The organism is Falsiroseomonas frigidaquae (genome assembly GCF_012163145.1).
GTDB lineage: Bacteria > Pseudomonadota > Alphaproteobacteria > Acetobacterales > Acetobacteraceae > Falsiroseomonas > Falsiroseomonas frigidaquae.
Window position 1 is genome coordinate 125,275 of sequence record NZ_JAAVTX010000007.1, and the last position, 24,407, is coordinate 149,681.

Here is a 24,407-nt window from a genome sequence, read left to right on the forward strand (position 1 = left end):
CCTGCCCTTCAGCGATACGGCGCGTCGAGGGTAAGCCGCTGGGCCAGGATCGCTTCCCAGCGATCGCCGTTATCCAGCAGCCTGTCCTTGTCGTAGATCAGCTCGGACCGGGTCTCGGTCGCGAATTCCAGGTTCGGCCCCTCGACGATCGCATCCACCGGGCAGGCTTCCTCGCACATGCCGCAATAGATGCACTTGGTCATGTCGATGTCGTAACGCGTGGTCCGGCGGGACCCGTCCTCGCGCGGCTCGGCCTCGATGGTGATGGCCTGCGCCGGGCAGATTGCCTCGCAGAGCTTGCAGGCAATGCAGCGTTCCTCGCCATTCGGGTAGCGGCGCAGCGCGTGCTCCCCCTTGAAGCGCGGCGACAGCGGCGCCTTTTCGTGCGGGTAGTTGATGGTCGCCTTGCGGCTGAAGAACTGCTTCAGCGTCAGCGCCATGCCGCCGACCAATTCGGTCAGCAGCAGGCTGCGGGCGACGCGATCGAGGGTTGCCATGGATCAAACTCCTCCCGGCAGCCAGCCGAAGATCTTCAGCACGAAGGCGGTCAGCACCAGCCAGACCAGGCTGAAGGGCAGGAACACCTTCCAGCCGAGCCGCATGAGCTGGTCGTAGCGATAGCGGGGAAAGGTCGCGCGCACCCAGACGAAGACGAACAGGCAGAAGCAGATCTTCAGGATGAACCACAGCGGCCCGAGCGCCGGCAGCAGCCCGAAGGGCCCATACCAGCCGCCGAGGAACAGGATGGTGATGAGCGCGCTCATCAGGATCATGTTCGCGTATTCGCCGAGGAAGAACAGTGCGAAGGACATCGAGGAGTATTCGACGAAGAAGCCCGCCACCAGCTCGGACTCACCTTCCGGCAGGTCGAAGGGGGCGCGGTTGGTCTCCGCCAGCGCGCTGATGAACATGATGATGAACATCGGGAACAGCGGGAACATGAACCACATGTTCTCCTGCGCCCGCACGATCTCCGTCAGGTTCAGCGAGCCGACGCAGAGCAGTACGGTGACGATGACGAAGCCCATCGAGACTTCGTAGCTGACCATCTGCGCGGCGGAGCGCAGCGCGCCGAGGAAGGCGTATTTCGAATTCGACGCCCAGCCCGCGATGATGATTCCATAGACGCCGAGCGAGGAGATCGCGAACAGATACAGGATGCCGACATTGATGTCCGCGATCGCCCATCCATCATTCACCGGGATCACGGCCCAGCCCAGCATGGCCAGGATGAAGGTGACCATCGGCGCCATGATGAACAGCGTGCGCGATGCGCCGGAAGGAATGATGGTTTCCTTCATCAGCATCTTCAGCGCATCGGCGAAGGGCTGCAGCAGGCCGAAGATGCCGACGACATTCGGCCCCTTCCGCATCTGCATGGCGCCCAGCACCTTGCGCTCCGCCCAGGTGAGGTAGGCGACGCCCAGAAGCAGGGGCACCAGCAGCGCCATGGTCTGCGCGACGGTCAGCGCAAGCACGCCGAGTGGCGTGGCGAGGAAAGCATCCATGTCCCTACTCCGCCGCCACGGGGACCGGCGCAGCATAGGTCGCCGCGCACTGCGCCATCACATCCGATGCACGGGCGATGACATCCGCCTGGTGGTAATTTGCCAGCGGCAGCACGAAGGCTGCGCCCGACATCGCCGCCGGATCGCCGGCCGGGCCGGTGGCATCGGCGGCGAAGCGCCGCTCCAGCCCCTGCTCCAGAGCCATGGCGTCGCGCAGGGCGGCCAGGCTGTCGAAGGGCAGCGTGGCGCCGAGGGCCTCGCTCGCGGCGCGGATGATGCGCCAATCCTCGCGCGCCTCACCGGGCGGGTACACCGCCAGATGCCCGCGCTGCACGCGGCCTTCCGTGTTCAGCCAGGTGCCGTCCTTCTCGGTGTACGCCGCACCGGGCAGGATCACGTCGGCATGGCCTGCGATGCGGTCGCCGTGGTGGCCCTGGTAGATCACGAAGGTCCCGGCCGGGATCGTCGCCGGATCCACGCCATCCGCGCCCAGCAGCCACAGCGCATCCGCGCCGCCGCCGAGCATCTGGCCGATGTCCTGCCCACCCGCGCCCGGCAGGAAGCCCAGCGCCAGCGCGCCAACCTGACCGCCGAACAGGTGCAGCAGGTTGAAGCCGTGCCAATCCTCGCGCAGCGCATCCGCCTGGCGGGCAACCTCCCAGGCCGCCGCCAGCACCGCCAACCCATCGGCGCGCATCAGCGCACCGCGGCCGAGCAGCACCATCGGGCGCTTGGCGGTCTTCAGCACCTCCATGAAGGGGTGCGAGCCATCCAGCAGCGCACGGATCGCCTCTGGCCCCTCCCCCAGATGCTCATGGCCGTAGGTCAGGTCGATGCCGGCCGGGCCGATGCGACCCACCGGGAAACGCCCGGCGACCCAGCGCTTGCGGATGCGCGCATTGATCACCGGCGCCTCGGTGCGCGGGTTGCTGCCGATGATCAGCAGCGCATCCGCTTCCTCGATGCCGGCGATGGTCGTGTTGAAGCGGTAGAAATCCGGCCGCGTCACATCAATGGCCGCGCCATCCGTGCGGCAATCCAGGTTCTCCGACCCCAGCTTCGCCATCAGCGCCTTCAGCGCGAACAGGCTTTCCGCCTCCACCAGGTCACCGGCGATGGCGCCGATGCGCTCGCCGCGCATGCCCTTCAGCTTCCCGGCGATGGCCGCGAAGGCCTCCGGCCAGCTCGCCTGGCGCAGCCCGCCATTCACGCGGATCCACGGCCGGTCCAGCCGCTTGCGCTTGAGGCCGTCGAAGGAGAAGCGGCCACGGTCGGCCATCCACTCCTCGTTCACATCCTCATTGATGCGCGGCAGGATGCGCAGCACTTCCGGGCCGCGCGTGTCGATGCGGATGTTGGTGCCGGTCGCATCCTGCACATCGATGCTTTCCGTCTTCCGCAGCTCCCACGGCCGCGCCACGAAGGCGTAGGGCCGCGAGGTCAGCGCGCCGACCGGGCAGATGTCGATGAGGTTGCCGGAAAGCTCAGTGGTCAGCGCCTTCTCGACATAGGTGCCGATTTCCATCGACTCACCGCGGCCTGTGGCGCCGAGCTCCGGAACGCCGGCGACCTCTGCCGCAAAGCGGACACATCGGGTGCACTGGATGCAGCGCGTCATGATCGTCTTGATCAGCGGGCCGACATACTTGTCCTTCACCGCCCGCTTCGCCTCGCGGTAGCGGGAGTGGTCCATGCCATAACCGACCGCCTGGTCCTGCAGGTCGCACTCGCCGCCCTGGTCGCAGATCGGGCAATCCAGCGGGTGGTTGATCAGCAGGAATTCCATGACGCCCCTGCGTGCGTTCCGCACGACGGGGCTGTCCGTCTTCACCACCATGCCATCCGCGACCGGATAGGCGCAGGAGGCAACCGGCTTCGGCGCCTTCTCCACTTCCACCAGGCACATGCGGCAATTGCCGGCGACGCTCAGGCGCTCGTGGTAGCAGAAGCGCGGGATTTCCTTGCCCGCCGCCTCACATGCCTGCAGCACCGTGGCGCCGTTCGGGACCTCGACCTCGATCCCGTCGACCGTGACCTTCGCCATCGTCGTTACTCCGCCGCCATCGGCATGGGTGGCGTTGCATGCGCGGCCTTATAGGCGGCGATGCGTTCTTCCATCACCGGCCGGTAGTGCCGGATCAGCCCCTGCACCGGCCAGACGCCACCGTCCGCCAGCGCGCAGATCGTGTGGCCCTCGATGCGGCGGGTCACTTCCTCCAGCACGTCGATCTCCTCGATCTCCGCGCGGCCCTGCACCATCCGGTCCATCATGCGGCTGACCCAGCCCATGCCTTCGCGGCACGGCGTGCACTGGCCGCAGCTCTCATGCTTGTAGAAGCGCGACAGGCGCGCGATGGCGCGGACGATGTCGGTGGACTTGTCCATGACGATCACGCCCGCCGTGCCGAGGCCCGATTTGTGCTCGCGCAGCGCATCGAAATCCATCAGCACGTCGTCACAGATATGCTTCGGCAGCAGCGGCGTGGAGCTGCCGCCCGGGATAACGCACATCAGGTTGTCCCAGCCGCCACGCACGCCGCCCGCATGACGCTCGATAAGCTCCCGCATCGGGATGCTCATCTCCTCCTCCACGTTGCAGGGCTTGTTCACATGGCCCTGGATGCAGAAGATCTTCGTGCCCGAGTTCTTCGGGCGACCGAAGCCGGCGAACCAGGCGGCGCCACGGCGCAGGACGGTCGGCACCACGGCGATGGTCTCGACATTGTTCACCGTGGTCGGGCAGCCATAGAGGCCGACGGCGGCGGGGAATGGCGGCTTCAGCCGCGGCATGCCCTTCTTGCCTTCCAGGCTCTCGATCAGCGCCGTCTCTTCGCCGCAGATATAGGCGCCGGCACCGCGATGCACGTACAGGTCGAAATCCCAGCCGGACCCCGCCGCATTCTTGCCGAGCAGCCCCGCCGCATAGGCCTCGTCGATCGCCGCATCCAGCACGCGGCTCTCATTGTAGTATTCGCCGCGGATGTAGATGTAGCCGGCATGCGCGCCCATGGCGAAGCCGGCAATCAGGCAGCCCTCGATCAGCGTGTGCGGATCATGACGGATGATGTCGCGATCCTTGCAGGTGCCGGGCTCGGATTCATCGGCGTTCACCACCAGGTAGTGCGGTCGCTCGCTCGCCTGCTTCGGCATGAAGGACCACTTCATGCCAGTCGGGAATCCCGCGCCGCCACGGCCGCGCAGGCCGGAGGATTTCATCTCCTCGATGATCCAGTCACGCCCCTTCTCGAGGAAGCCAGCCGTGCCATCCCAATTGCCGCGCCGCTGCGCGGCGGGCAGGCGCCAATCCTGCAGCCCGTACAGGTTGGTGAAGATGCGGTCCTTGTCGGAGAGTGCCATCGCCTATTCCCCTCCTGCCACATCGATGAGCGTCAGCGGTCCGCCTTCCGGCGCGCTGGTCTGACGACCGATGCTGCTGCCGGGCGTGGGCTTCTCGCCACGCTTCAGCGCCTCGATCAGCGCAACCGTGCGGTCGTAATCCAGGTCTTCGAAGTAGTCGTCATCCACCTGCAGCACCGGCGCATTCACGCAGGCGCCGAGGCATTCCACCTCGGTCAGCGTGAACAGCCCGTCCGCCGAGGTCTGCCCGACCTGCACATGTGCCGCGTCGTGGCAGGCGCGCATCACATCGTCCGAGCCGCGCAGCATGCAGGGCGTGGTGCCGCAGAGCTGCAGGTGGTGCCGGCCGATCGGCTTCATGTTGAACATGAAGTAGAAGGTCGCGACCTCATAGACGCGGATCGGCGCCATGCCGAGGCGCTCCGCGATGACATCCATCGCCACCTTCGGCACCCAGGCGCTGCCGGTGCTGCGCCCCATCTGGCGCTGCACGACATAGAGCAGCGGGATCACGCCGGAGGCCTTCTTCGCCTCCGGATACTTGGCGAGAATTTTTGCGATTTCAGCTTCGCTGGAGTCATCGAAGGCGAAATGCGTGGGCTGCGCAAAACTCACCGGTCGATCTCCCCGAAGACGATATCGAGGCTGCCGATGATGGCGACGGCGTCCGCCAGCATGTGCCCCTTCGAAAGCGCCTCCATCGCCTGCAGATGCGCGAAGCCGGGCGCGCGGATCTTGCAGCGATAGGGACGGTTGGTGCCATCGGCCACCATGTAGACTCCGAATTCACCCTTCGGCGCCTCGGTCACCGTGTAGGTCGCGCCGGCGGGCACGTGGTAGCCCTCGGTATAGAGCTTGAAGTGATGGATCAGGCTTTCCATCGACCGCTTCATGTCGCCGCGCGAAGGCGGCGTGATCTTGTTGTCGGCGATCTTTACCGGGCCGGGGCGGATGTGGGTCAGGCACTGCTCGATCATGCGCAGCGACTGCCGCATCTCCTGCATCCGCACCAGGTAGCGATCGTAGCAATCGCCCTGCACGCCGACGGGGATGTCGAATTCGAGCTGGTCGTACATCTCATAAGGCTGCGACTTCCGGAGGTCCCAGGCGCAGCCGGAGGCACGCAGGCAGGGCCCGCTGAAGCCCCAGGACATCGCCTGCTCCGCCGTCATCACGCCGATATCGACGGTGCGCTGCTTGAAGATGCGGTTCTGCGTCAGCAGCCCTTCCAGCTCATCGAGGAACTTCGGGAAGCGCTGGCACCACGCACCGATCCGGTCTTCCAGACCCGCCGGCAGATCCTTGGCCACGCCGCCGGCCCGGAAGTAGTTCACATGGTAATGCGAGCCGCCAACCTGCTCATAGAATTCCAGCAGATGCTCGCGCTGCTCGAAGCCCCAGAGCGACGGCGTGATGGCGCCGACGTCGAGCGCATAGGTCGTGACGTTCAGCAGGTGATTCAGGATTCGCGTGATCTCCGCGAACATCGTCCGAATCCACTTGGCCCGCAGCGGTACGTCATTCTCGATGCCCAGCAGACGCTCGGTCGCGAGAACAAAGCTGTGCTCCATGCACATCGGCGAGACGTAATCCAGCCGGTCCATATAGGGCATGGCCTGCAGATAGGTCTTGTACTCGATCAGCTTCTCGGTGCCGCGATGCAGCAGCCCGATATGCGGATCGGCGCGCTCCACCACCTCGCCCTTCATCTCCAGGATGAGGCGCAGCACGCCGTGTGCAGCAGGATGCTGCGGGCCGAAATTGATGGTGTGCGTCTCGGCGTCGAACAGCTTCTGGGACGCGTTCGGCCCGTCCATCTGTGGCAGGCCGCTGACCAGTTCGGTGCTCATGGAGTATTCCCCCCCTGCGGCCCCTCGATCTGCCCACGCTCCGCGCGCACCTGATGCACCTTCTCATCGCCCGGCAGCGTGGTCATGCCTTCCCAGGGGCTGAGGAAGTCGAACGACCGGAAATCCTGCGTCAGCACGACAGGCTCGTTCACCACCTGCTTGCGCGTCTCGTCATACCGAACCTGCACATGACCGGTCAGCGGGAAATCCTTGCGCAGCGGATGGCCCTCGAAGCCGTAATCCGTAAGCAGGCGGCGAAGGTCCGGCTGGCCCGCGAAGACGATGCCGTACATGTCCCAGGCTTCGCGCTCATACCAGGTGGCGGCCGGCCAGACGTTGATCAGGCTCGGCACCGGCGTCGCCTCATCGGTCGAGACGAGTATGCGGACGCGCTGGTTCAGCGCCAGGCTGAGCAGATTGTACACAACCTCAAAACGCTCCGCGCGCTCCGGCCAGTCCATGCCGCAGATGTCCATCACCTGCTCGAAGGCGAAGCGCGGATCGTCGCGCAGCATCTCCATGAAGGGCACGATCTGGTCGCGCCGGGCGCGCAGCACCAGCTCCGCCCCGCGCTCCACGAACACCTCCTCCACCACGGCACCCCCAACCAGGGCATCGGCGGCTTCAGCGATGGCGGCGCCCAGCGCCTGCAGTTCCTGCGCGTCAGCCACGGAGAATGGTCCCCGTCCGGCGAATCTTCTTCTGCAATTGCAGGATCCCGTAGACCAGCGCTTCCGCCGTCGGCGGGCAGCCCGGCACATAGACATCGACAGGCACGATCCGGTCGCAACCGCGCACGACGCTGTAGCTGTAGTGGTAGTACCCGCCGCCATTGGCGCAGGACCCCATGGAGATCACCCAGCGCGGCTCCGACATCTGGTCGTATACCTTGCGCAGCGCCGGGGCCATCTTGTTGGTCAGGGTGCCGGCCACGATCATCACGTCCGACTGCCGCGGCGACCCGCGCGGGATGATACCGAATCGATCCAGGTCGTAGCGCGCCATATAGGCGTGGATCATCGGCACCGCGCAGCAGGCCAGGCCGAAGGTCATTGGCCAGAGGCTGCCGGTCCGGGCCCAGTTCACCACCTTGTCCAGGTTGGCGATCACGAAGCCCTTTTCCTCGATCTCCCCGGTGATGCCGCGCACCACCGAATCCTGCGCCGCGCCCGGGGGCAGAGCCTCCCGGTTCCAGGCGATCGCGTTGCTGTCCGAACCGCTCATGCTGTTCTCCGGGCGCCCCGCCGGCGCCCATTGTCGGAAGGGCCGAGGCCCATCACCTGCCGCGGGCCTCGCGGCCAGCTTGAAGATCTCCCAGGGCCTCGCGGCCCCACCGTCATTCCCAGTCCAGCGCGCCCTTGCGCCATTCATAGATGAACCCGACCGTCAGCACCCCCAGGAAGCCCATCATGGACAGGAAGCCGAACCAGCCGATCTCACCGAGCGTCACCGCCCAGGGGAACAGGAAGGCCACTTCCAGGTCGAAGATGATGAACAGGATGGCGACAAGGTAGAATCGCACATCGAACTTCCGGCGGGTGTCGTCGAAGGGCTCGAAGCCGCACTCATAGGCCGAGAGCTTCTCGGCGTAGGGCTTCTGCTTCGCGGCCAGAAGCGCACCGCCCACCATCGCGCTGGCAATGACGGCGGCGATCCCCAGGAACACCAGGATCGGGAAGTAGTCTGCCAGCAGCGGCTGGGTCATGGGGCCTCGGCTGTCCTTGCCTGTCCAGGGTGCCACACGGCGCCCTTCCTGTTCTACCTGCGCGCCAAGGCAGGGCTGTCTGCGCCAATCCCGCAGGCCCCATCCCCATCGCATTGCAGCGCAGCGCAGATTAGCCGCGCTACGCTTCCTCCGCCATAGGGCCTCTGCATGATGAAAGTGTTGACATGCGCCATCTTCGAGCCGCCGCGGGCAACAAAGGCAGAAACAGGATATGGGGCGCGCGCCGTGAGGCGCACACCCTGATCCTGTCATCTGCTTTGGAAAACTGTTCGCGTGGCGCGAGTGACGGGGCTCGAACCCGCGACCTCCGGCGTGACAGGCCGGCGCTCTAACCAACTGAGCTACACCCGCCCGCGAACAGTGAAACGGGGAATAGGGGCGGGACGGCCCCCTGTCAACAGCCGGGATAAGATGGGCGAGGCTGCCGGCGGGAGGAAGACTTTGGCCCGGAAAACCGCGGCTTTCTGCGGGTTCCGCACGCACGTAAAGGCGGGTGGCGGGACGCTGGCCCAACCGGAATTGCCGGGCGGCTCCGTATTTTGCGGAAAAAAGCTGATGTGGGCTCTGAGCCGAGAGAATGGGCGCTGACGGGATCGCACTGGCGGGCCGACATCCACGGCTGGTGAATGCAGACTTCTTCCCCACCTAACCGGGAGCCGACGCGGGTTGGGGGCGACCCGGGTATCAGCGCGGCGGCGTCCCCTCTCGAAGACAGGCTTATGGGTGGGAGTGGTGCCCAGGCCGCATCCCTTTAAGACTCCTGCTCGCCCCCGGGACAATTTCCGGCCGCTGGTGCTTCCTGGCGCCTTGGCTCGCCAATCTCGGGCCACCAGCCGCCGAGCGCCCCCAGGGATACATGTGTGGCCGAAGAGAAGGTCCGGCTGGTCGAGCAGACCATGCAGGAGGGCCTAACGTATACGGCGCCGCCCGGATTGGTGCCGCTTTCCGGAGCCTGGCGTTCCAGTGAAGGTGCCCCAAGGGAGAGGGAAGCCGCGGCAGGCGACAAGCCGCTTGGGGCTGCGAAGCGGTGATACCGGCGATTGCGGCGAAGGGCAGGTCCCGCCGTGTCTGGTCTGTCAGCCGTGCCGTAACCCGCTCCAGCGCCGCTCTCGCCCACCGAGCCGGCGCCGGCCATCAACGCGTCGATCTCGCGGAGGCGCGTCAGCAGATCGTGCCTGGATTGGCATGTCCGCCCCGCCCTCAGCGGGCGGGGGCTGCTTTCCTCTCATCTCCGGTGGGTCCCGTTGAGGAGAGTAGGTCAGCGGCACCGCCCGGGGGGTCCAGGCGATCAGTCTGGCAGTTGCCGCCTTTCCAAGGGCGCAAGGCTCCTTGGCAGGAGCCATCGGCCTCGATCCAGCGGAGCATTTGCTGGATCGAGGCCGTAGTCGGCAGCCTACAGGATGAAGTCGCTGGCCTGCAGGTTGTGCGCCCCGGTGATCTCGATCTGGAAGTCGCGGGTGTTGCCCGCGTCCACACCGGCGATGACGTAGGTGTTGCCGCCCAGCACGTAGCTCCACAGCTCGCCCGCCGCCGCGTCCATGTAGTTCGTGGTGGCGCCCTGGTAGACGAAGGACTGCTCCCCGCCCAGCAGCGTGTTCGCATCGAAGCCGGACAGGTCGATCAGGTCACCCGTGCTCCAATCCGTGATCACGTCGCGCCCCGTCGGCGTCGCCCGGCTGTCGCTCGCCTGGGTGTAGACGAACACATCCGCACCCTCGCCACCGGTCAGGATGTCCTTCCCGGCCCCGCCGAACAGCGTGTCGTTGCCCGCCGCGCCGCTCAGCGTGTCGTGGCCCGACCCGCCGTTCAGCACGTCATCCCCCGAGCTCCCGGCCAGCAGACCCGCGACACCCATGAAGTCGCTCACCTGCAGGTCTTGCACCCCGGTGATCTCGATCTGGAAGTCGCGGCCGATGCCCGCATCCACGCCGCCGATGACGTAGGTGTTGCCGCCCAGCACGTAGGACCACAGCTCACCCGCTGCAGCTTCCGTGTAGTTCGTCGTGGCACCGCGGTAGACGAAGGACTGCACCCCGCCGAGGCCCGTGTTCGCGTCGAAGCCGGACAGGTTGATCTGGTCCCCCATGCCCCAATCCGTGATCACGTCGCGCCCCGTCGGCGTCGCCAGGCTGTCGCTCGCCTGGGTGTAGACGAACTGGTCCGCACCCTCGCCGCCCGTCAGCGTGTCGCGGCCCGAACCGCCGGTCAGCGTGTCGTTGCCGGCACCGCCGGTCAGCGCGTCGCGGCCCGAAGTGCCGGCCAGCAGGGCATTGACGCCCAGGAAGTCGCTGGCCTGCAGGCTGTGCTCGCCGGTGATCTGGATCTGGAAGTCACGGGTGGCACCCGCATCCACACCGGCGATGACGTAGGTGTTGCCACCCAGCACGTAGGTCCACACCTCGCCTGCCGCTGCATCCATGTAGTTCGTGGTCGCCCCCCGGTAGACGAAGGACTGGAAGCCGCCGAGCACGGTGTTGGCATCGAAGCCGGACAGGTCGATCCGGTCGCCCATGCCCCAATCCGTGATCAGGTCGCGGTCGGTCGGCGTCGCCAGGCTGTCCGATACCGCCCCGTAGGCGAAGACGTCGGCACCCTCGCCACCGGTCAGGATGTCCTTCCCAGCGCCGCCGATCAGCGTGTCGTTGCCAGCACCGCCGACCAGGGCATTGGCCAGGCCATCGCCCACCAGCACGTCGTCATGCGTCGAGCCTTCCAGGTTCTCGATGCTGAGGAACACGTCGCCCACCGCATCGCCCGCCGCCGACCGGGTCAGCGTCAGGTCGACCACCACGCCGGCCAGCGCCGCGCGGTAGCTGGCGAAGTCGGTGCCCGCACCGCCGATCAGTTCGTCGGCGCCGGCACCGCCTTCCAGCGTGTCGTTGCCTTCGAAGCCCTGCAGCGAGTCATTGCCCGTGCCGCCCAGCAGGTCGTTGTCGGCCGCGTCGCCGCGGATGAAGTCGTTGCCGTCGGAGCCGATGACGTTCTCGATCCCGCTCAGCGTGTCGCCCTGGGCATCGCCCAGCGCCTGCACCTGGTCCTTCAGGTTGACGGAGACGCCGGCCGTGCTGCCGGAGTAATCCGCCCAGTCGATGCCGCCATTGCCGGTCAGCAGGTCGGCCCCGCTGCCGCCGGTCAGCGTGTCGGCAGCCGCCCCGCCGATCAGCGTGTCGTTGCCGGCGCCGCCGAGCAGCCAGCTGCTGCCGTTGTCGTTGCCGGTCAGCACGTTGCTGCCGGCATTGCCGACCAGGGCGATCTCGACGCCCTCGGCCAGGCCGGTCGCGTCGATGTTCAGCGCCGTGGTGCCGGTGAGGTCGCCGGTGGCGTCGGAGGCGAGGACCACCTCGACCCCGGTGACATCGCCGAGGCTCAGCGTGGAAGCCGTGCCGCTGATGAAGCGGATGGCGTCGAGGCCTTCGCCGCCGCTGATCACCTCGCCGATGGCGTGGTCGGCCGCCGCGTCGATCAGGAACACGTCGTTCCCGGCGCCGCCCTGCAGCGTATCCGCACCGCCGCCGCCGGCGAGCGTGTCGTTGCCCGCGCCGCCAGACAGCAGGTTGGCGCCGTCGTCGCCGACCAGGAGGTCATCATGGGCCGAGCCCGTGATGTTCTCGATCGCGCCCAGCAGGTCGCCCTCGGCATCGCCGCCACTGTTGGTGCTCGTGGCGAGGTTGATCGAGACCGCCTCGGCCGAGGCCGAGTAGTCCGCCGTGTCGATGCCGTCGCCGCCATCGAGCGTGTCGTTGCCCGCACCGCCGGCCAGCGTGTCGGCGCCGTCGCCACCGGAGAGGAGGTTGGCCGCGGTGGAGCCGGTGATCACGTCGTCCGCCGAGCCGCCATCGGCATGCTCGAAGCCCGTCACCGTCATGCTCTCGCCCACGCCCGGCACGAAGGTCCCGGCGCCGAGGTCGATCGTCAGGCTGCGGGTATCGGTGGAACCGTCGATCAGGTCGCTGGTCCCGGTCGTGGCGCCCAGCGTCTCGATGTTCGACAGCGTGTCGACGCCGAGGACGCTCATGCCATCGTAGCGCGTCACCTCGCCCAGGTTGGTGTTGAACACGACGCTGCTGGCGGAAGCCGCGCCGTAGTCGACGACGTCATTGCCTTCACCACCATCCAGGCTGTTGTTGCCCGCGCCGCCATCCAGCGTGTCGGCACCATCGTTGCCCTGCAGGGTGTCGCTGCCATCGCCGCCACCCAGCATGTTGGCTTCGGCGCTGCCATGGATGTCGTCGTTGCCCGAGCCGCCGATCGCGTTCTCGAAGCCGCTCAGCGTGTCGTCACCGTCATCATGGCTGGCCAGGTTCATGCCGAGATGGACGAAGACACCGACGCTGTCCCACTCGTAGCTCACCGTGTCGTTGCCGGCGCCACCGATCAGCTGGTCACCAGCCGCACCCATGACATCGTCAGTCCCGCGGCCGCTGATGAAGTCGTCGCCATCGCCGCCATCCAGCCGGTTGGCCTGACCGTCGCCCAGCAGCGTGTCGTTGCCCGAGCCGCCGAGCAGGTTCTCGATGCTGACGAAGACGTCCTCCGCCGCGTCGCCCGTGCTCTGCGACGCATCCAGCATGTCGATCTTCACGCCGTCGGTGGAGGTCGCGTAGTCCGCCGTGTCGTAGCCTTCGCCACCATCCAGCGTATCGGCACCGGCGCCGCCAACCAGCGTGTCGTTGCCCGCGCCGCCCATCAGCAGGTTGGCCCCGGTATCGCCAGTCAGGCTGTCGTCATGCGCCGAGCCGGTCACGTTCTCGATGCTGCCGAGGCTGTCGCCCTGGGCGTGGCCGCCCCTGGCCGAGCTGGTGGCGAGATTGATCGTCACCGCCGCATCCGAAGAAGCGTAGGACGCCGTGTCGACCCCGGCGTCGCCAGACAGGACGTCACTGCCGGCCCCGCCTTCGATCGTGTCGTCGCCAGCACCGCCGACCAGCAGGTCGTTGCCCGCCAGGCCCTGCAGCAGGTTGTCCCCGTCATTGCCGGTCAACGCATCGAAATAGATAGACCCACGCAGGCCTTCGATGGAGTTGTAGCTGTCGCGGCCCGACTCATCCGTCGCCCCGAAGCCTGCCGAGTTGCGGAAGCTCACCAGCGAGGCATTGACGGCCGAGGCGGCATTCTCGTAGCTCGCGATGTCGAAGCCATCGCCGCCATGCATGGCGTCCATCCCGACGCCGCCTTCCAGCGTGTCGTTGCCTTCCCCGCCGTACAGCGCGTCGGAACCGGCCAGGCCACGCAGGACATTGTCCTCGGCATTGCCATACAGCGCATCGGCGAAGACCGATCCCGTCAGGTTCTCGATGCTGTCATAGGTGTCGCCAAGCGCCTCACCCGTATTGGGGGAGTAGTTCGCCTGGATGCCGAAACCGCCGATCTGGAAATTGCCGAGCGCCGCGGTCACGCCGGACTTGGCATTGGCGTAGCTGGCCGTGTCGGTGCCTTCACCGCCGATCAGCTGGTCGTTGCCGATGCCGCCTTCCAGCGTGTCGTTGCCATCGCCGCCTTCGAAGACGTTGTCAGCGGCGTCACCGATCATCAGGTCGTTGCCGATGCCGGCGACCACATTCTCGATGGAGACCACCTCGTCGGTGCCGCCGCCATGCTCGATGTAGCCAAGGTCGAGGCGAACCTCGATCACCTGTTCCCGATCTTCGTAGACCGCCGTGTCGTTGCCCTCGCCGCCCAGCAGCAGGTTATTGCCGTCGCCGCCGATCAGCGTGTCGTCGCCGAAGCCTCCATCCAGGATGTCGTCACCAGACCTGCCCTCGAAGACGTTGTCGACATTGCTCCCGACACCGCTGACATCACCGATGACCCAGTCATCGCCGCTCGAGCCGACGACATGCTCGATCTCCGTCAGTACATGGCCCGCCGCTGCGCCACCGCTCTGCTGCAGCGGATCGAGCGAGATCACCACGCCCGCATCGAAGTTGCTCCCGGTGTAGCGCACCTGGTCGATGCCATCGCCGCCGATCAGCGTGTCTGCGCCCAGCGTTGCGTAGAAGCGGTCATCACCTTCGCCGCCATCCAGCAGGTTGGCTACGTCGCTGCCCCGCAGTGTGTCATCGTTGTTCGTGCCGATGACCCCCTCGATCGAGTAGAGGTCGTCGTCATCATCATATCCCAAATAATCAACATCGGCATCGCCGTCGTCGAGATCGACATCGAGCTCGCCCTCCTCGGCGCTGTAGTCGACGATGTCGAAGCCCTCGCCACCATAGATGGCGTCGTCCCCCTGGCCGCCCATCAGCGTGTCATCGCCAGCCCCGCCATTCAGCGTGTCGTCGCCAGCGCCGCCGGACAGCACATTGATCTCGCCGTCGCCGGTCAGAACGTCGCCTTCCGCCGAGCCCACCAGGTTCTCGATACCAACGAGCGTGTCACCCTCGGCGTCGCCACCCGTCCCCGTACCCGTCGAGAGATCGACCTGCACCGCGCCCGTCGATGCCGAATAGTCGGCGGTGTCCACGCCGCCAGCGCCGTTCATCCAGTCGGCGCCTGCCCCGCCCTCGAGCGTGTCGGCGCCGACATTGCCGAGCAGAACGTCGTTGCCCGTGCCGCCCTCGAGCAGGGCTGCGGGGGCATCGTTCTGGAACTGCGCGACACCGGTCGCGACCGCCGATTCATTGCCCACCGCATCACGCGACAGAATGTCGAACATGTTCAGGCCCATGCCGAGCCCAATCGGCAGCACCGGCGTACTCCAGCTGCCGTCCTGGCCAATTTCCAGCGTCGCCGTCTCCGACCCGCCGCCCAGCGGGCGCAGCACCAACGTAGCGCCCGCCTCGCCCGTTCCGGAAAGGATGAGCGAGCCCTCGTTCACCTCGATGCCCGTGAATGCCGGCACGGCGGGGGGCGTGTTGTCCACCGTATAGGTGCTTTCATCGTCACCCGTCGGCGTCACGTCAGCAAAGGTCTGCTCTGCCTGATCCTCGATATTCTGCAGCACCGCGAAGGACAGCGTCACATCGGCCGTCACGGTGGCCAGGTCGCCGCCCGAAACCGTCACGTCATAGGCATTGCCACCGGCGGAGACGACGTTCGTCACGGTCGCAGTAGTCCCGGTCACCGTGAAGTCGGACGCGTCGATGTTCTGGACCGCCTCGCTAAGCGTCACCCGCCAGACCAGGACATCCGCATTCGTCGCTTCATCCGTGGGAGTCTGCCGTTCGATCGAGACCACCGTCGGCGGGGTCTCATCCGTCACCGTGACCGTGGCGCTGATGCCGGTGATGGTGCCGGTGGCGTTGACGCCGTCATCGACCAGCTGCGTGACGGTGATGACGCGGTCGCCGATCGTGGCGTTGCTGGTGAGGTTCTTGTAGCCGAGCGCGTCGACCAGGCTGCCCATGGCGGTATTGTCCAGGGCAAGGCCGGTCACGTCGATGGTGGCGGTGCCGTTGCTCACGGCGACCGAAACCCCGGCGTCGCCGCCGCTGACACCCAGGCCCGGAAGCAGGACGGTGGTGCCAGCCGCCAGCAGCACGTCCACGCCTTCGATTACGATCGTCTCGTTGGCATCCACGATGCCGGAGACAGTGAACTGCAGGGAGGTGAAGACCTGCCCTACATCCACCACGCTGGCGGTGACAGCGCTGAACAGATCCACAGGGTCGGTGGCGCCGCCGACAAAATCCGGCGTCCCGCCGGTCGCGACCAGCGTCGGCACCTCATCTGCCGGTTCGACCGTCACCATGGCGCTGGCCGAGCGCATGGCGGTATTGACGTCGAAGCCCGCGGCGGTGGCGACGATGCTGACCGGGAAGCTGCCGCCATTATCCGTGCCGGAACTGGTGACGTTGAAGACCGCCTTGTAGAGCGTGTTGGCGGCAATGATTCCGGTGATCGAGCCGGCAGTCTCCGAAAGGGTTGCAGGGTTGACCTCGTAAAGCGCGAAGTCGCTGTAGCTCCAACCCTCCGGCAAGCTCGGCGTGATGGTGACCATGGAGCCGACCAGACTGAGGCCCTGGTCCACACTGATCAGAAACTCCACCTGCTGCGGCGTACCCGGCTCGAAGGTGATGGTCGGATCGATAGCCGTTGCCGTCAGGGCGTAGTTGGGTGCGGCGCTGTCGGCGATGGTGACGGTGCCGACGAGATTCACCTGGGTGGTGTTGAAGTCGACGGGGCCGTCATCGGTGATCGATTCGAGGACAATCGGCCGTACGGCGGTTTCGCCGGCGCTGAGCGCACCGGTGCTGTTCGTGTAGGTGATTCCCTCGATGAATGTAACCGCATCGGCCGCGGTCAGCGCCAGGCCGGTCAGCGTGATGGTTGCGACGCCGGCGGTGAGGTTCACGTCGTAGGCGAATGGTCCAGAGGAACCGCTCTGCGTGGCCAGGGCGTAGGGGACCGAATTAATGGTCAGTATTTCGCCGGCCCCTGCAATCTGATGGACCTTCAGCACCATGCCGGTGATCAGCTGGTCGCTATCCACCACATCGACGGTCACATCCTGGAATACCGCAACGGCGGTGGAAGCCGCATCGCTTGCGGTTCCGCGGAACGCGTTCGCCGTCGCAACGGGCGGCGTCGGGCCGGTCGGCACCACCGTGACATTCAGCACGTTGGTCTGGCCGATACTGGCGGCGTCCATGCCATCCGGGGTCTGGATCGCATAGGTATCATTCGAGCCGGACGGATCGTTGTAGGCGACTGAAACGATTTGGTCAGTCACGACCGCCTGGTCCAGGACCAGGGTGACCGTCCCGGCAGGTCCATCGACCAGGACGCTGTTCACCGTAACGGGGTTACCCTCGACCATGACAATGAAGTTGCCGGCGTTTGCCGCAGGCAGGGAGGCAAGCGCTTCAGGATAGGTCAGCGTCAGGAACTGACCATTCACCTCGGCAGTTTCGAAGGTGAGAGGCCGGGGGCCCAGGACGGTGTAGACAGGGTTGACGGTCTCGGCATCTTCGCCATCCGTGTCCTGGATCGCATAGGCATCATTGCCGCCGCTCGGATCGCTATAGGTGATGTCGATGACGTCGCCGGCCGTCAGAGCACCGCTGAAGGTCACCTTCACCGTGCTGCCGACCACCTCCACCGCCGAAACAGCCCTGTTGGTCCCGTTGATCCCCAGGAGGAAGGCGGAGATTTCCGGCGGGTTGGCGGCATCCAGCTCCCTGTCGAAGGCCAGCGTGAGGAATTCCTCGCCGACATATGCCGTCGTGCTGGAGTAGATCGGCCCACCGAGCAGCACGCCACTGAACGTCTCGATGCGCAGCGCCTGCGTCGCCACCACGCCGCGGGTCCACTCCAGGTCCCAGTTGCCGCCCAGTTCCGCCGCACCGGTCAAGCTGCGCGACGCGGCCAGATCGGCGCCCGTGATCTCCGCCAGATCCTCGAGGAAGGCCTCGCCGGCGCCGCTGGCGACCGAGCAGCTGTAGATCAGGATGTCGCCATCGGCCGCCAGGCTGGCACCGATGCTGGCGAGCTCCGCCCGCCGCGCCGGCAGCGCCGCACGGTCCAGCGTGGTGCTGCCCAGCTGCATCCCGCCGGCGAAGCCGTGGCTGAGGATGTGCAGGGCGGCGATGCCGTGGCGGCCGGACAGGCCCGCGACCATGGCGGCCAGGCCGTCCTGGCCCGGCTGGATCAGGATCGCCTCGATCCCGGCGGGCAGCGCATCGCGCAGGCTCTGCCACCCGGACACCGCGCAGTCGATGACGGCCACGGCCTGCCTCGCCGCACCGGCAGAATGGTCTGCCCCGGACTGGCAGGAATTGGTGCAGGTATCGGCTTGGATATCGGACATGTTTCTGGCTCTCTTGTTCGTTGCGGCAGGCGATGAAGCGGTCCCGGAACCCTGATGAGGCAGGGCGAGCGCCGCACGTTCGGTGATGTCGCTGCGGTTGGAGATCCCGTGCCGGCGACGGCCTGGCAGCGGGGCGAGGTCGGAGACTTGCTCCGGCCCCTCGATGGGGGTGCAGCCTCCCGGCGAAACTCCGGGTTGGCGTTCAGGCGCTGCTGCGCCGCATTGCAGAAATGACCCGCCCTGCCCGATCGGGCCCAGGGCGGTCCTGCGCGTGGTCACGCCGGCGAGGAAGGTGGTGCAGGACTGATCGCCTGCGAGCGCGAGGCTGGCGCCGAGCCCACCTGGAATCTGAAGAACCCACCCCGGGACGGTGGCGTGGAATGGCCAGATGGGGCGCGTCAGGCCCAACATGCCTGTGCCGGCCAGCGATCCTGAATGGAGGAGCGGGCGGAAGCGAGCAGCTTCGGCGGCATCTATGCGATCAGGCTGTCGATATGACACAGCATTGACTTTCGCCGTAAGCAATCAACTATACTTCAATACAGATCGCCTACAATATTCGCTGCCTACAATAACCGATATCGTATCGATGCGTATTCGTGGAGTATGTCCTGTTTGCCGGCGCGAAGCGGGACGCCTGTGTCGCCCCCGCTTGGTCAGCAGGACTGGTCCGATAATCGGAAACCACTTCGCGTACATCGCGGCGCGCGGACCACCGTGCCTCGGATCCGCACCGGGACTGATCTTCTGACATCCACATCGGTCGCGCCTTTTGCCAACCACTCCGGGTCAGATAGATCACGCAGCGATCAAGGAAGTTAACCATTGCGCAGTCAGACGCTGATGATCACCGCCAAAACGCGACCGAGGAGCACTGCTGATCGTCGTCGCGCAGGCGCGAAGGCTTCGGTGCCGCTGCAGAGGGCGACCCGGCGACCACCGCCGTGATGCGCTGGCGTTTCAGGCGCACCCGACCGGTCGGCCGGGCGGAGGTCGGCATGAGGCCGCCCGTTCACGTCGCGTCACCATCTTCTTCAGCGCCGCCCGGCTGACTGCTATTGCGAGGTCCTGGCTCGTGGAATGAGCCCGGTGACTGAAGCGCCTGAGGAGCGAACGGCGTGCCCCCCACTCCACACCCCTCGGTGCTCGCCAGCCTGCGGATCTGGCGACCCGCAGCACTGCCGCGTGCCTCGCTGTGGTTGCACGGTCTCGCCGCCGCCGCCGCCTGCGCGCAGCCGATGCTGTGGCCGCAGATCCTGGCGTTGATTGCCTTGAACCACGCGACGTTGACGGCTTCGATGCACCCGCGCGGCAGGTTCCTCGGCCCCAACCTGGTGCGGCTCCCCATCGCCGGGGCCGCTCAGGTTGCGCTGACCTTCGATGATGGTCCGGATCCGGTGGTGACGCCGCGGGTGCTGGACCTGCTGGATGTTGCGCAGGCACGCGCCAGCTTCTTCGTCATCGGCGCCCGCGCGGCGCGCCACCCTGCCCTGCTGCGCGAGATCCTGGCCCGTGGCCACACGGTGGAAAACCATTCGCAGACGCATCCCGCCAGCTTCGCCGCCCGCGGCCTCTGGGCGCTGCGACGAGAGGTCAGCCAGGCGCAGGATGTGATCGCCGGCATCACCGGCACGGCGCCACGCTTCTTCCGGGCGCCGATGGGCCTGCGCAGCCCCCTGCTGGATCCGGTGCTGGCCGGACAGGGGCTGCGCCTCGTTTCCTGGACGCGTCGCGGCTACGACACGAGCAGGCGCGATCCGCAACGCGTGCTGCGCAGCCTCACTCGCGGCCTGGGCCCGCGCGACATCCTGCTGCTGCATGACGGCAATGCGGGGCGTGACGAGCGGGGTGATCCGGTTGTGCTGTCCGTGCTGCCGGCACTGCTGGCGGCGCTGCAGGCAGATGGACTCAGGCCTGTGTCGCTCGCCGACGTCGCAGCATGAGCCATGGCAGCCGCGCCAGCATCCCGAACATCAGCCGGATATGCATGCCCGTCAGCAGGACATTGTCGCGCCCGTATTTGAAGTGCGACACGCCGCCTTCCTCCGCGCGCAGATAGCGCACCGGGGCCGGCAGGTTCACCAGCTTCACCCCGCTCCAGGCCAGCCGCACGGCTGCCTCCGGGTCGAAGTCGAAGCGCCGCATCCAGCGGCTTCGCTGCATCACCCGCAGCAATGGTGCGATCGGATAGACGCGGAAGCCGAACAGGGAATCGCCGATGCCCGCTCCGAGCGTCTCCAGATTCGCCCACCAGTTCGAGATCCGGCGCCCGCGCACACGCAGCATCGGCGCATCGGGTCCGAAGACGGGCAGGCCGAGCACCAATGCATCCGGCTGTGCCTGGGAAGCCTGCATGAAGCGGCCGATGCTGTCGGCGGGGTGCTGGCCATCCGCATCCATCAGCAGCGCATGGGTGAAGCCCGCCGCCTGGGCCTCCACCATCCCCGCCAGCACAGCGGCACCTTTGCCGGCGTTGCGTGGAAGGGTGATGATCCGCACCTGCGGGTCGGCCCGGGTCGCCTCGCGCAGCAGGGCATCGCTGCCATCCGTGCTGCCATCCACCACCACCCAGACCGGCGCCCAGGCGGCCCGCGCGGCGCGCACCGTCTCCACCAGCGTGGCGCCGGTGTTGTAGCTGGGGATCAGGACCAGGCGATGCGGGTCGGCCTGCGGCGTCAAGCCGGTTGCCTCGGTGGCAGCTCGGCGCGGAAATGACGTTCCAGTCGCGCCACGCAATCCTCCGTATTCTCCCCCACCTCGAAACGCTCCCCGAGGCGGATGCGATAGACCAGGGGAAGCACCGGGCGCCGGAACAGCGGCCAGCCACGGCTGAGATAGGGGCTGTCGGCCTCGATCAGCAGCGCCTGCACCGGGGCCTGCGCCGCGCGTGCCATCAGCGCGAAGCTGCGGTGCAGCCGATCGACCGGAGGCCGCCCGGTGCGCGATCCCTCCGGGAAGATCAGCAACTGGCTGCCGCCGCGCACGGCTTCCCCGGCACGGCGGATCATCGGCAGCGGGGCATCGTTCGGCATGTAGCCCGCCATGCGGATGCCGCCGCCGAGCGTCCAGCTGCTCCACAGCGATGCCTTGGTGATGCAGACCACGCGCGGAAGGCGGGAGATGATGAGCACCGCGTCCAGCATGGTCGGATGGTTCGGCGCGATGACGAGGCCGCCATCCCGGCGCAGCACATCCAGCGGGCTGAGGTCCACGCGCAGCACGCCGGTGGCCCGCATGACGAACAGGAACCAGCGAAACCCCAGCATGATCATGAACTGGCCGATCCGCTCACCCGGCCGCTTGGGTACGATGCGGACGAGCAGCAGTGCCGGTAGGCTCCAGGCGAGGCAGCTCAGCAGCCAGACCAGAACGCAGAAATAGAAGGCGATACGGTAGTAGGCGGCGAGGAGCCAGCCCTGGCGCGGCGGTGATCTGGTCTGTTGGACCGCGGCCTCGATCTTTGTCATTGTTCTGCCGCCGCGTGGTGAATCCAAGGATTGCAGGTTACAGGATGCTTCGTGAAACAGTCCAGCAGCCCAGAATGACAGAACCCGCGCCACCGCACGCCCCGCTGCTGGACTACTATTCGTCTTCATCGGAACGTTCCGATTTCGTACGAAATCTCTTCAACCGCACCGCCGGATCCTATGACCGTATCAACGCCGCCTTCGCACTCGGATCGGGTGCCTGGTACCGCCGCCGCGCGCTGCGCCAGGCCGGGCTGGCACCCGGCGCGCGGATGCTCGATGTCGCCATCGGAACGGGGCTGGTGGCGCGGGAGGCTGCATCCATTCTCGGTGGCACGCAGGACCTGATCGGGCTCGACCTCAGCGAGGGGATGCTGGCCGTGGCGCGCCGGCAACTCGGCCTGACGCTGGTGCAGGCGCGGGCCGAAGCCCTGCCCTTCGCCGATGGCAGCTTCGACTTCATCAGCATGGGATACGCGCTGCGCCACGTCGCCGACCTCGGCGCGCTGTTCACGGAGTTCCGCCGCGTGCTGCGCCCCGGTGGCAGGGTCGTGGTGCTGGAGATCGCACGCCCGGAAGGCCGCATCGCCCAGGCCCTGCTGCGTGGCTACATGGGCGCCGTGGTGCCGGCGGTGAGCCGCCTGTCCGGCAGCGGCTCCGCGACGTTGATGCGCTACTACTGGGACACGATCGAGGCCTGCGTGCCGCCGGCCGAGATCCTGGCCCAGCTTGGCGGGGCGGGGCTGGAACAGGTGGGCTGCGCCACCGAACTCGGCATGATGCGCGCCTATACCGCACGCTGCGCCGCATGAGTGGCTCCGGCACGGCCGTGCCCGGCCTTCTGGCCCTGACCGGCCAGGTCACCGCGCGCTATGGCGGCGCATCCCGCTACGCGCGCAATTTCGTCCGCGGCAAGCTGCTGACGGACCCGGCGACGCCGGCCATCCTGCGCCTGGCGCGGGAGGCCCGTGGCTTCGGCGTGGTGGCGGACCTCGGCTGCGGCCGCGGCCAGGTCGGGCTGGCGCTGCTCACCGCGGGGCTGGCGCAGGCGGTGCATGGGCTGGACCTTGACCCCGGCAAGATCGCCGATGCCCGGCGGGCCAGCACCGGCCTGCCGGCGGATTTCGCGGTGGCAGACCTCGGCCGCGCCGCGGTGCCGGAATGCGACACGGCACTGATCTTCGATGTGCTGCTGCAGATGCCGGAGGCGGCCCAGCGCGGCCTGATCGCGCGCATGGCCGCCGCCGCCCGGCGCCGCATCGTCATCCGCGCCTTCGACCCGGATTGTGGCTGGCGCGCCGGCCTCGGTCGCACCATGGAGGAAGCCGGGCGCCGCCTGAGGCGGGATGGCTCCGCTTTCCGCCCGCTGCCCCTGGCCGAACTGGCGGCGCCGCTGCGGGTAGCGGGTTTCCGGACCAGCGTCACACCCTGCTGGGGCTGGACGCCGCTGCCCAACGTCATGCTGCTGGCGGAGCGCGAGCCCACGTGAAGCATCTGCTGACCTGTGCCTGCCTGCTGGCCGCCCTGCCCGCCTCCGCCCAGGAAATCCGCCGCCCGCTGCTGGAGGCCGGCGTCCTACTGGGCGGCGGCCTGCTGCCGGACTACCCCGCCGCCGACCGGTCCGATCCGCGCGCCCTGGCGCTGCCCTGGCTGATCTATCGCGGCGAGATCCTGCAGAGCGACGAGCGCGGTTTGCGGGGCCGTCTGTACCGCTCCGCCGACCTGGAACTGACCTTCAATGCCAATGGCGCGCTCGGCAGCGAATCGGGCAGCGGGGCGCGGTCCGGCATGGAGGATCTCGACCCGATGGGCGAGATCGGGCCCTCGCTCCGCTGGGTCGCCTGGCGGGATACGGCGCGGCTGACGCGCATCGTGCTGGAGGCGCCCGTGCGCGCCGCCTTCACTACGGATTTCTCCCGCATCCGCCATCGCGGCTTCGTCTTCGCGCCGGAGGCTTCGGTCGAACGGAGCGACCTGTTCCAGGCCGGCAGCCGCGCCCGGATCGGGCTGGGCCCGGTCTTCGCCACCGGCGGGCTGATGGACTACTGGTATCGCGTGCGGCCGAGCGAGGCGCGTCCGGATCGCCCGGCCTATGCGGCGGAAGGCGGCTATCTTGGCATGCGGATGCAATTCTCCTACCGGCTGCCGCTGACCGACCGGATTTCCCTCACCACCGGGGGGCGCGTGGAGAATTTTTCTGGTGCCGCAAATGCGGAAAGTCCGCTCTTCCGGTCGGAATGGAACGTGACTCTGGTCGGTGGGATATCGGTTTCGCTGTACCGCAGCGAGACGACAGTTGCGTCTGGCGCAGAACCCTATGACTAGCCACCTGTTGCCGGCTTCGTGGCGGCCCTGCTATCTCATCCTGCGGCATTAATTCCGAATTTGTGTTCCTGATCGTGCGGATGGCTGATCTATAATTTGGGTTCGACGCGTTCATGGGCTGGAGCTGTTGATGAGCATGATGGGCACGACGGTGGCAGCAGAGCCCGACCTGGTGCTGGAAGCCGACCTGGCACGGCTGATCGTGGCCGCCCTGTCGCTTGAGGTCGCAGCGGACGACATCGCGCCGGAGGCGCCGCTGTTCGGCGCCGGCCTCGGCCTCGATTCCATCGATGCGCTGGAACTCGCCCTGGCGGTGTCGAAAGCCTACGGCGTGCAGCTGCGCTCGGACGATGAGCGCAACCATCGGATCTTCGCCTCGCTGCGCAGCCTGGCCGCGCATATCGCCGGGCACCGGACCCGCTGAGC

At 67.1% G+C, this 24,407-nt stretch carries 17 protein-coding genes and 1 tRNA gene; 5 read left to right on the top strand and 13 right to left on the bottom strand.

The genetic code is table 11. The features are described 5' to 3' along the window. Positions 1-8: 8 nt before the first annotated feature. From nuoI to HB662_RS29425, 11 genes are all read right to left on the bottom strand, one after another. Positions 9-497: an NADH-quinone oxidoreductase subunit NuoI gene (nuoI, locus tag HB662_RS23295; protein WP_168053403.1), complete on the bottom strand. Its 489-nt coding sequence runs from the start codon at positions 495-497 to the stop codon at positions 9-11. Positions 498-500: 3 nt separating this feature from the next. Then, complete coding sequence (gene nuoH / locus HB662_RS23300) at positions 501-1,508, bottom strand: NADH-quinone oxidoreductase subunit NuoH (RefSeq protein WP_168053405.1); 1,008 nt, start codon at positions 1,506-1,508, stop codon at positions 501-503. 4 nt (positions 1,509-1,512) lie between these two features. Further along, positions 1,513-3,552 carry an NADH-quinone oxidoreductase subunit NuoG gene (gene nuoG / locus HB662_RS23305; RefSeq protein ID WP_168053407.1) on the bottom strand — a complete coding sequence of 680 codons (2,040 nt, stop codon included), beginning with the start codon at positions 3,550-3,552 and terminating at the stop codon, positions 1,513-1,515. A gap of 5 nt (positions 3,553-3,557) precedes the next feature. Beyond that, on the bottom strand, positions 3,558-4,865 hold the full coding sequence (gene nuoF / locus HB662_RS23310; RefSeq protein ID WP_168053409.1) for an NADH-quinone oxidoreductase subunit NuoF: 1,308 nt from the start codon (positions 4,863-4,865) through the stop codon (positions 3,558-3,560). Positions 4,866-4,868: 3 nt separating this feature from the next. Next, positions 4,869-5,480: an NADH-quinone oxidoreductase subunit NuoE gene (locus HB662_RS23315; RefSeq protein ID WP_168053411.1), complete on the bottom strand. Its 612-nt coding sequence runs from the start codon at positions 5,478-5,480 to the stop codon at positions 4,869-4,871. Continuing rightward, positions 5,477-6,682: an NADH-quinone oxidoreductase subunit D gene (locus HB662_RS23320; protein ID WP_245185882.1), complete on the bottom strand. Its 1,206-nt coding sequence runs from the start codon at positions 6,680-6,682 to the stop codon at positions 5,477-5,479. The genes HB662_RS23315 and HB662_RS23320 overlap by 4 nt, the downstream gene beginning before the upstream one ends. Positions 6,683-6,711: 29 nt before the next feature. Then, the gene (locus tag HB662_RS23325; RefSeq protein ID WP_342449573.1) at positions 6,712-7,386 is read right to left on the bottom strand and encodes an NADH-quinone oxidoreductase subunit C; all 675 of its coding nucleotides are present in this window, start codon (positions 7,384-7,386) and stop codon (positions 6,712-6,714) included. Beyond that, entirely contained in the window at positions 7,379-7,939 is a 561-nt protein-coding gene (locus HB662_RS23330) for a NuoB/complex I 20 kDa subunit family protein (protein WP_168053415.1), read from the bottom strand. The genes HB662_RS23325 and HB662_RS23330 overlap by 8 nt, the downstream gene beginning before the upstream one ends. A 112-nt stretch (positions 7,940-8,051) precedes the next feature. Beyond that, positions 8,052-8,420 (bottom strand): NADH-quinone oxidoreductase subunit A, encoded by a 369-nt coding sequence (locus HB662_RS23335; RefSeq protein ID WP_168053417.1) that lies wholly within the window; start codon positions 8,418-8,420, stop codon positions 8,052-8,054. A 295-nt stretch (positions 8,421-8,715) separates the two neighbouring features. After that, positions 8,716-8,792: transfer RNA gene (locus HB662_RS23340), tRNA-Asp, on the bottom strand. Between the two features lie 1,042 nt (positions 8,793-9,834). Then, complete coding sequence (locus HB662_RS29425; RefSeq protein ID WP_168053419.1) at positions 9,835-18,189, bottom strand: DUF4347 domain-containing protein; 8,355 nt, start codon at positions 18,187-18,189, stop codon at positions 9,835-9,837. Positions 18,190-19,307: 1,118 nt separating this feature from the next. Here HB662_RS29425 and HB662_RS23350 point away from each other — a divergent pair. After that, positions 19,308-20,132 carry a polysaccharide deacetylase family protein gene (locus HB662_RS23350; RefSeq protein WP_209443455.1) on the top strand — a complete coding sequence of 275 codons (825 nt, stop codon included), beginning with the start codon at positions 19,308-19,310 and terminating at the stop codon, positions 20,130-20,132. On the opposite strand, the gene HB662_RS23355 is transcribed toward HB662_RS23350, so the two are convergent. After that, a complete protein-coding gene (locus HB662_RS23355; protein ID WP_168053421.1) occupies positions 20,098-20,868 on the bottom strand; it encodes a glycosyltransferase family 2 protein in 771 nt (256 codons plus the stop codon). The genes HB662_RS23350 and HB662_RS23355 overlap by 35 nt on opposite strands. After that, complete coding sequence (locus tag HB662_RS23360) at positions 20,865-21,656, bottom strand: lysophospholipid acyltransferase family protein (protein ID WP_168053423.1); 792 nt, start codon at positions 21,654-21,656, stop codon at positions 20,865-20,867. The genes HB662_RS23355 and HB662_RS23360 overlap by 4 nt, the downstream gene beginning before the upstream one ends. Before the next feature lie 74 nt (positions 21,657-21,730). Between HB662_RS23360 and HB662_RS23365 the strand changes: the two genes are divergently transcribed. From HB662_RS23365 to HB662_RS23380, 4 genes are all read left to right on the top strand, one after another. Next, complete coding sequence (locus HB662_RS23365) at positions 21,731-22,468, top strand: class I SAM-dependent methyltransferase (protein WP_245185852.1); 738 nt, start codon at positions 21,731-21,733, stop codon at positions 22,466-22,468. Then, complete coding sequence (locus HB662_RS23370; protein WP_168053427.1) at positions 22,465-23,145, top strand: class I SAM-dependent methyltransferase; 681 nt, start codon at positions 22,465-22,467, stop codon at positions 23,143-23,145. The genes HB662_RS23365 and HB662_RS23370 overlap by 4 nt, the downstream gene beginning before the upstream one ends. Further along, positions 23,142-23,981, top strand: coding sequence for a MipA/OmpV family protein (locus HB662_RS23375; protein WP_168053429.1), 840 nt, complete (start codon positions 23,142-23,144; stop codon positions 23,979-23,981). Before HB662_RS23370 ends, HB662_RS23375 begins: the two co-directional genes overlap by 4 nt. Positions 23,982-24,111: 130 nt before the next feature. Continuing rightward, positions 24,112-24,405 (top strand): phosphopantetheine-binding protein, encoded by a 294-nt coding sequence (locus HB662_RS23380; protein ID WP_280865362.1) that lies wholly within the window; start codon positions 24,112-24,114, stop codon positions 24,403-24,405. The last annotated feature ends 2 nt before the right edge of the window (positions 24,406-24,407 follow it).